Raw genomic sequence first — 6,798 nt, forward strand, 5'->3', positions numbered from 1 at the left:
TCTCGTCGCCGGGGCGGTCGGTGCCGCCCGGACGGTCGGTCCCGCCGGGCCGGTCCGTGCCCCCGGGCCGGTCGGTCCCGCCCGGGCGGTCGGTACCCCCGGGACGGTCGGTGCCGCCGGGCTGATCGGGTCCGCCCGTGTGGCTGGGGTCGACGCTGGAGGTCGTGGTGTGGTCGCCGCTACCGGGATCCCCGCCCCCGTCCTCGGGGTACCACCGGTTCTTGTCGGTCGGCTCGACGATCCTCCCGGGCCCGGTCGGCGTGTTGACCGCGATGGCGGCGCCGTCGGACTCGAGGACGCCGTAGTCGGTGGGCAGGATCGACCGGGTGCTGCTGGTGACGTCGCTGTACTGGTCCATCACGCGGACGTTGGTCTCGTTGGCCGCGTTGTACTTGGCCATCCCGGACTGGTAGCTGTCGATGTCGTCCTTGGCCATGAAGGGCCCGGCGATGGGGATGGCGGCTTTGAGGCCGGTGGTCCAGGGGTTGGGCTTGTCGGGCTTCGGCGGGATCTCGACGACGGAGTTGTTCGACTCTTGGAACACAGCCGCCTGGGTGTCCACCGAGGCACGGGTCGCGTCGAGCGGCTCGGCACTGTCGTGGAAGGCGCGCTCCATCGGGCCGGCGCCCGCGTTCGCGGCGTCGGCCGCGTCACCGGTCCACGCGTTCACCATCCTGGCTTGCAATGCCTTGATGCTCGCGCCGCGCTCTGCGTAAGCGTCGGAGAGCTGCGCCACGGACTCGGCCATCTGCTGCAATCCCGACGTGTCGCCCTGTCTGAAGTTGTCGTAGATCTGCTTGCCGTCCACTCGTCACGCCCCCTTGAGTGTCTTGATGATGCTCGCCGCCACCTGCGTGGCCGCGGCGCAGGAATCGTCCGGCCCCTGGTACCCCTGCGCGTACACGTCGAACGTGAGGTCGTCCGCGATGCCCACGCCGATGCCGCAGGACCCCATCGGCCGTTCGTCCTCGAGACCCCAGTAGACGGCCGGGTAACCCTCGACGTCCGGAGCACGCTCGAGGAACCTGATGTAAGTCTTCTGTTCGTAACCGGCGTAGATGCCCGCCAGTCCGCCCGCCCCCTCGGCGCGGCTTCCGGTGCCCAGCGACACCGACAGCCCGATCCCTTCACCGTGCAGCTTCCACAAGCACGACGGCCCCGCCTTGGTGAAGGGCGTGTCACCCTTCGCCCGGAATTCGCCCGCGTCCGTGTACCGCAGCGTAGCCAGCACGTCCTTCGGGACGATCCCGCACGTATCGGCGACGTACTTGCTCGCGTCCAGCGGCACGGCGACTTTCGGTACGTCAGGGTTCGCCGACGACGCGCCGGTGGGCGAGGAGTCGGTCGGTGAGGAGCCGCTCGGCGACGGCGACGCCGTGCCACCGGTGGTCGTGGTGCAGGCGGTCACGGTCCCCGTCACGACGGCCGCGAGAACGACCAGGGCACCCATTTTGCTACGGAACAAGTTCGGTCGCCTATGCCTTGAAAGTGTCGGACAGGTCCTGGTCGGTCACCACGGTCTTCGACTGGGCTTCCTTGAGCTTCTTGACGTACTCCTGCGCGTACTTGCGCATGGAATCGTTCTGCCTGAGCAGCGCGAGAACGGAGTCCGAAGTGGTCGAGGCGTAGCTTCCGCTGGACGGGTCCTTGCCGGGTGCGATCCCGCTCGCGTACGCGATTTCACGGATCTTCCGGCCGTCGTCGACGATCTTGTCCAAGACGTCTTCCCACTGGCCGATCAACGCCTTCAGCTCTTCGGGGTCCATCTTGAACTGACCGCCACCGCCGCCCCCGCCGCCGTACACGCGGCCGGGCGTGTCGAAGACGTCACCCCAGAGAGCCCTCGCCGCCTGTCCGGCTTCGCCGATGATCACGACCAGCACCTTCCCCTCAGTTCACCCACCGTGATGTGGCAAAGACTAGCCAACCGTCTCACTCCGTGTCAGCGAATCGCCGCAACGTTCAGACGATGAGGGTGAGGATCCGGTTCCCGGGCACTCCGGGTCACAGTACGTACGTACGGATTGCGAAACTCCGGTCCCCGGTGTCAGGATTTCAGGATGCCACGCGTAAGCCAGGATCACCTCGACGCACGCCGGCGCCAGATCCTCGACGGCTCGCGCGTCTGCTTCGCGCGCTACGGCTACGAAGGTGCCACAGTCCGGCGCCTGGAGGAAGCCACCGGGCTGTCGCGCGGGGCCATCTTCCACCACTTCCGCGACAAGGAGTCGCTCTTCCTCGCCCTCGCCGAGGACGACGCCGTGCGGATGGCGGACGTCGTCGCCGAGCAGGGGCTGGTGCAGGTGATGCGCGACCTGCTCGCCGGGGGCGACCACCCGGCCGACTGGCTCGGGACGCGGCTCGAGGTGAGCCGGCGGCTGCGGACCGATCCCGAGTTCCGGGGCCGCTGGGCCGAGCGCTCCGAGCAGCTCACCACCGCCACCCGGCTGCGGCTGCTGCGCCAGCGCGACGCCGGGAACCTGCGCGACGACGTCGACGTCGACGTCCTGACCGCGTTCCTTGAGCTCGTCCTCGAGGGGCTCGTGTCGCACCTGGCCATGGGCCTGCCCGCCGCCGGGCTGGGGCCGGTGCTCGACCTCGTGGAGGAGTCCGTGCGGCGGCACCGCCAGACGACGGCCTGAGCTGTCAGACACACCGATATCCCCAGCGGTGACCGCGAAGGACACGTTAAGATTGTCCGCATAACCGCAGTACACACCGATTTCTTGCTAGGAGTGACCGTTTCGTGCGCGCAGCGCAGTCACCCGGTGACAGTACCGGGCCGGGTGACCGACCCGGCTGTCCGATAGGTTCTCCCCCCGCCGCCGGCCTGGCGGGTGCGGGATGATCCAGATCCTCTTCGCCGTGCTCGGCGTCCTCCTCTTCGTGCTGCTGACCGTCGGCACCGGGCTCGCCGTCGCGGCCGAGTTCTCGCTGACCGCGCTGGAGCGCAGCACCGTCGACGCCAACGTGCGCCAGGTCGGTGACCGCCGGGCCCTGACCGTCCAAAAGGCACACCGGACGCTCTCGTTCCAGCTCTCCGGCGCCCAGGTCGCCATCACGCTCACCACGCTGATCACCGGTTACCTGGCCGAGCCGCTGATCGGCGAGCTCGTCCGGCCACTGCTCACCGCGGTGGGGCTCCCGGAGGCGTTCGCCGCGGGCGCGTCGATCGTGCTCGCACTGGTCCTGGCCACGTCGCTGTCGATGATCCTCGGCGAGATGGTGCCGAAGAACCTCGCGATCGCCCGGCCGCTGCCGACTGCGCGCGCGGTCGCCGGCTACCACTCGCGGTTCTCGGCGCTGTTCCGCTGGCTCATCACGCTGATGAACAACAGCGCGAACTTCCTGGTCCGCAAGTTCGGCGTCGAACCGCAGGAAGAGCTGCGGTCCGCGCGCTCGCCGCAGGAGCTGGGCTCGATCGTGCGGTCCAGCGCCGAGAGCGGCACGCTCGACACGAACACCGCGGAGCTGCTGGACCGCTCGCTGCGGTTCGGCGAGCGCACCGCGGAGGAGCTCATGACGCCCCGCGTGCAGCTCGAATCGCTCGGCGTCGACGACACCGTCGAAGACCTCATCGAGCTCTCGCGCCGCACCGGCTTCTCGCGGTTCCCGGTGCACGCCGAGGACCTCGACGACGTCCGCGGCGCCGTGCACGTCAAGCAGGCCTTCGCCGTCTCGGCCGCGGACCGGGCGGCCGTGCCGATCGGCTCGGTGATGCGGCCGGTGCCGACCGTGCCCGAGTCCCTGCCCGGCGACGACCTGCTCAACCGCCTGCGCGACTCCCGCTTCCAGCTGGCGATCGTCGTCGACGAGTACGGCGGCACGGCCGGGCTGGTCACCCTGGAGGACGTCGTCGAGGAGATCATCGGCGACGTCCGCGACGAGCACGACGACCGCGAGGCACCGGCGTCGCAGCAGGTCGGCAGCGACAGCTGGCTGGTGTCCGGGCAGCTGCGCCCGGACGAGGTCACCGACGTCACCGGGTTCCGGATGCCGGACGGCGACTACGAAACCATCGCCGGGCTGATCCTCGAGCGGCTGGGCAAGATCCCCGCCGAGGGTGACGCCGCGGACGTCGACGGCTGGCGGCTCACCGTCACCACCATGGACAAGCGCCGGATCGCCGAGGTCGAAGTGGCCCCGGTCCGCGTTCCCGCCGAAGCCCCGGTAGCCGAGGTGGTCTCGTGAGCGACTGGCTGAACATCGCCCTCGTCGTGGTCCTGCTGCTGGCCAACGCCTTCTTCGTCGGCGCGGAGTTCACGTTGATCTCCTCCCGGCGGGACAGGCTCGAAGCGCTTCTGGAGCAGGGCAAGACGCGCGCGAAGATCGTCATCAACGCGAGCAAGCACGTCTCGCTGATGCTCGCCGGCGCGCAGCTGGGCATCACCATCTGCTCGCTGCTGCTCGGCCGCCTCGGCGAGCCAGCGATCGCGCACCGGCTGTCGGCGTTCTTCGACCTGCTCGGCCTGCCCGAGGCGCTGCTGCACGCGGTCTCGTTCGCCATCGCGCTGGCGTTCATCACGGTGCTGCACGTGCTGATCGGCGAGATGGTGCCGAAGAACCTCGCCATCGCCGAGCCCGAGCGGCTCGCGCTGTGGCTGGTCCCGGTGCACGTCGCCTGGGTGAAGGTGGCTAACCCGTTCATCTGGCTGCTGAACTTCGTCGCGAACTCGCTGCTGCGCGCGGTGAAGGTCGAGCCGAAGGACGAGCTGGAGACCGCCTACACCTCCGACGAGCTGGCCGAGCTGCTCAGCGAGTCGCGCCGGGAAGGGCTGCTCGACCAGTCCGAACACCGGCGGCTCGCGCAGACGCTGTCATCGGTGCAGAAGACCGTCGCGGACGTGCTGGTGCCCACCGCCGAGCTGACGACGCTGCCGTGCGGGCCGACGCTCGGCGACGTCGAGCTGGCGGTGTCCTCGACCGGCTTCTCGCGGTTCCCGGTCTGCACCGACGACGGGCGCCTGACCGGCTACATCCACGTCAAGGACGTCCTCGACCTGGCCGGGCAGGACCCGGCGACGCTCGTGCCGCCCGGCAAGACCCGCCCGCTCACCGAGCTGCGCGCCGACGCCCGCCTCGACGTCGCCCTTTCGGCGATGCGCAAGGAAGGCAGCCACCTGGCGCGGGCCCTCGACACCGGCGGCAACGCCGTCGGCGTCGTCGCGCTCGAGGACCTCGTGGAGGAGTACGTCGGCACGGTCCGCGACGGCACGCACGTGGGCGCATGACCGCGGTCGAAGTGCTCGCCGAACCGGACTGGCTGGCCCGGGAGGCGGCGCACGCCGAGCGGATGCGGCGGTGGACCGTTCCGCACCAGGAGCGCCGTTCGCGCGGCGAGAAGCACCCGGTGCTGGACTTCCTGTTCACGTACTACTCGTACCGGCCGTCCCACCTGCAGCGGTGGCAGCCGGGGCCCGGCGTCGCGCTCGCCGGGCCCGCGGCGCGGCGCTTCCTCGACCGCAAGGGTTACGTCGAGACGGCCGACGGCGTCGTGCTGGATCCGGCGGGCTTCACGCCGGGCAAGGCCCGGACGGCGGAGTTCGTCCTGGCCCTGCTGACCGCGACGGCGTCCCGCGCGCCGCGGCTGAGCTGCTTCGGGCTGCACGAGTGGGCGATGGTGTACCGCGAGCCTGCCGACTCGGTGCGGCACGACCAGGTGCCGCTGCGGCTGGGTTCGGCGGGCACCGACGCCGTCGTGGAGTCGCTGGACATCCGCTGCAGGCACTTCGACGCGTTCCGCTTCTTCACCGGCCCCGCGCGGCCGCGCAACGAGCTGACGCCGTCGAGGGAGACGCAGATCTCCCTGGAGCAGCCCGGGTGCCTGCACGCCAACATGGATCTGTTCAAGTGGGCGTACAAGCTCGACCCGTTCGTGCCGGCCGAACTGGTGGCGGACTGCTTCGAGCTGGCGGTGGAGATCCGCGAGCTCGACATGCGGGCGAGCCCGTACGACCTGGCCGCGCTCGGCTACCCGCCGGTGCGGATCGAGACAGCGGAGGGAAGGGCCGAATACGCTCGCGCCCAGGCCTCGTTCGCCCGCCGGGCGGCACCGGTCCGTCATCGCCTGATTGCGCATTGCCATCGCCTGGTCAGGGGAACCCCCTGAAGCACGCGCAACTGTGAGTCAGATTATTCTCTCGCCGATACTCACCTGTTAGGGTGATAACGGTTTGGTTGCATCGCAGCGCGTGCTTGGCATGCGCTCACCGCCGAAAGGATGACGATGGGGCGACACTACCGGGACGAGGAGCCGGTGCCGCACCCTCACGACCGCACTTCGTCCGGTTCACACCCGGCCGAGGGCCGCAGCGAGGCTTCGGGCGCTTTCCGGACGCCGAAGCGCAGCTCCATCTCGGAGGCGTTCGGGATCGCGGGGCGCCCCACCGGTACGTCGCGGGCTCCCGGCCGCGGTGAAGCTTCCGGCTCGTACCCCGTGGTGGGCCGCGGTGAAGCTTCTGGTTCGTACCCGGCCGCCGGGCGTGGTGAGCGATCTGGTTCGTACCCGGTCGTCGGGCGTGGCGAGGCTTCTGGCTCGTATCCGGTCGCCGGGCGCGGCGATGCCTCCGGCTCCTATCCCGTCGCCGGCCGCGGTGAGGCATCGGGCTTGTACCCGGTCGCGGGCCGCGGCGAGGCTTCCGGTTCGTATCCCGTGGCCGGGCGAGGCGAGACCTCCGGCTCCTACCCGGTCACCCGTCGCGTTGAAGCTTCGGGTTCGTATCCCGTCGCCGGCCGGGGCGAGACCTCCGGCGCCTACCCGGCCGCCGGGCCCGGCCCGGCCAGCGGCGTCTCCCCGGC

At 70.2% G+C, this 6,798-nt stretch carries 6 protein-coding genes and 1 pseudogene; 4 read left to right on the forward strand and 3 right to left on the reverse strand.

Annotation, left to right across the window (positions count from 1 at the left end):
* From G3I65_RS24120 to G3I65_RS24130, 3 genes and pseudogenes are all read right to left on the reverse strand, one after another.
* A pseudogene (locus G3I65_RS24120) lies at positions 1-808 on the reverse strand (hypothetical protein); the annotation flags it as partial.
* A gap of 3 nt (positions 809-811) precedes the next feature.
* A complete protein-coding gene (locus tag G3I65_RS24125; protein WP_239071409.1) occupies positions 812-1,450 on the reverse strand; it encodes a DUF3558 domain-containing protein in 639 nt (212 codons plus the stop codon).
* Positions 1,451-1,475: 25 nt separating this feature from the next.
* On the reverse strand, positions 1,476-1,874 hold the full coding sequence (locus G3I65_RS24130; RefSeq protein ID WP_160698122.1) for a hypothetical protein: 399 nt from the start codon (positions 1,872-1,874) through the stop codon (positions 1,476-1,478).
* A gap of 186 nt (positions 1,875-2,060) precedes the next feature.
* On the opposite strand from G3I65_RS24130, the gene G3I65_RS24135 reads away from it, so the two are divergent.
* The 4 genes from G3I65_RS24135 to G3I65_RS24150 all read left to right on the forward strand — a co-directional run bounded on the left by G3I65_RS24135 (position 2,061) and on the right by G3I65_RS24150 (position 6,109).
* The gene (locus G3I65_RS24135) at positions 2,061-2,642 is read left to right on the forward strand and encodes a TetR/AcrR family transcriptional regulator (protein WP_160698123.1); all 582 of its coding nucleotides are present in this window, start codon (positions 2,061-2,063) and stop codon (positions 2,640-2,642) included.
* A 202-nt stretch (positions 2,643-2,844) separates the two neighbouring features.
* Positions 2,845-4,191: a hemolysin family protein gene (locus G3I65_RS24140; RefSeq protein ID WP_160698124.1), complete on the forward strand. Its 1,347-nt coding sequence runs from the start codon at positions 2,845-2,847 to the stop codon at positions 4,189-4,191.
* The gene (locus G3I65_RS24145) at positions 4,188-5,231 is read left to right on the forward strand and encodes a hemolysin family protein (protein WP_160698125.1); all 1,044 of its coding nucleotides are present in this window, start codon (positions 4,188-4,190) and stop codon (positions 5,229-5,231) included. Before G3I65_RS24140 ends, G3I65_RS24145 begins: the two co-directional genes overlap by 4 nt.
* Complete coding sequence (locus G3I65_RS24150) at positions 5,228-6,109, forward strand: 3-methyladenine DNA glycosylase (RefSeq protein WP_160698126.1); 882 nt, start codon at positions 5,228-5,230, stop codon at positions 6,107-6,109. Before G3I65_RS24145 ends, G3I65_RS24150 begins: the two co-directional genes overlap by 4 nt.
* The last annotated feature ends 689 nt before the right edge of the window (positions 6,110-6,798 follow it).

This window comes from Amycolatopsis sp. SID8362, assembly GCF_010550475.1.
Taxonomy (GTDB): Bacteria; Actinomycetota; Actinomycetes; order Mycobacteriales; family Pseudonocardiaceae; genus Amycolatopsis; species Amycolatopsis eburnea.

Excerpts from the sequence above, each read along its gene's own strand:
- G3I65_RS24140 (WP_160698124.1), top strand. The coding sequence starts at position 2,845 with ATGATCCAGATCCTCTTCGCCGTGCTCGGCGTCCTCCTCTTCGTGCTG.
- G3I65_RS24125 (WP_239071409.1), bottom strand. The coding sequence starts at position 1,450 with ATGGGTGCCCTGGTCGTTCTCGCGGCCGTCGTGACGGGGACCGTGACC.
- G3I65_RS24135 (WP_160698123.1), top strand. The coding sequence starts at position 2,061 with ATGCCACGCGTAAGCCAGGATCACCTCGACGCACGCCGGCGCCAGATC.
- G3I65_RS24150 (WP_160698126.1), top strand. The coding sequence starts at position 5,228 with ATGACCGCGGTCGAAGTGCTCGCCGAACCGGACTGGCTGGCCCGGGAG.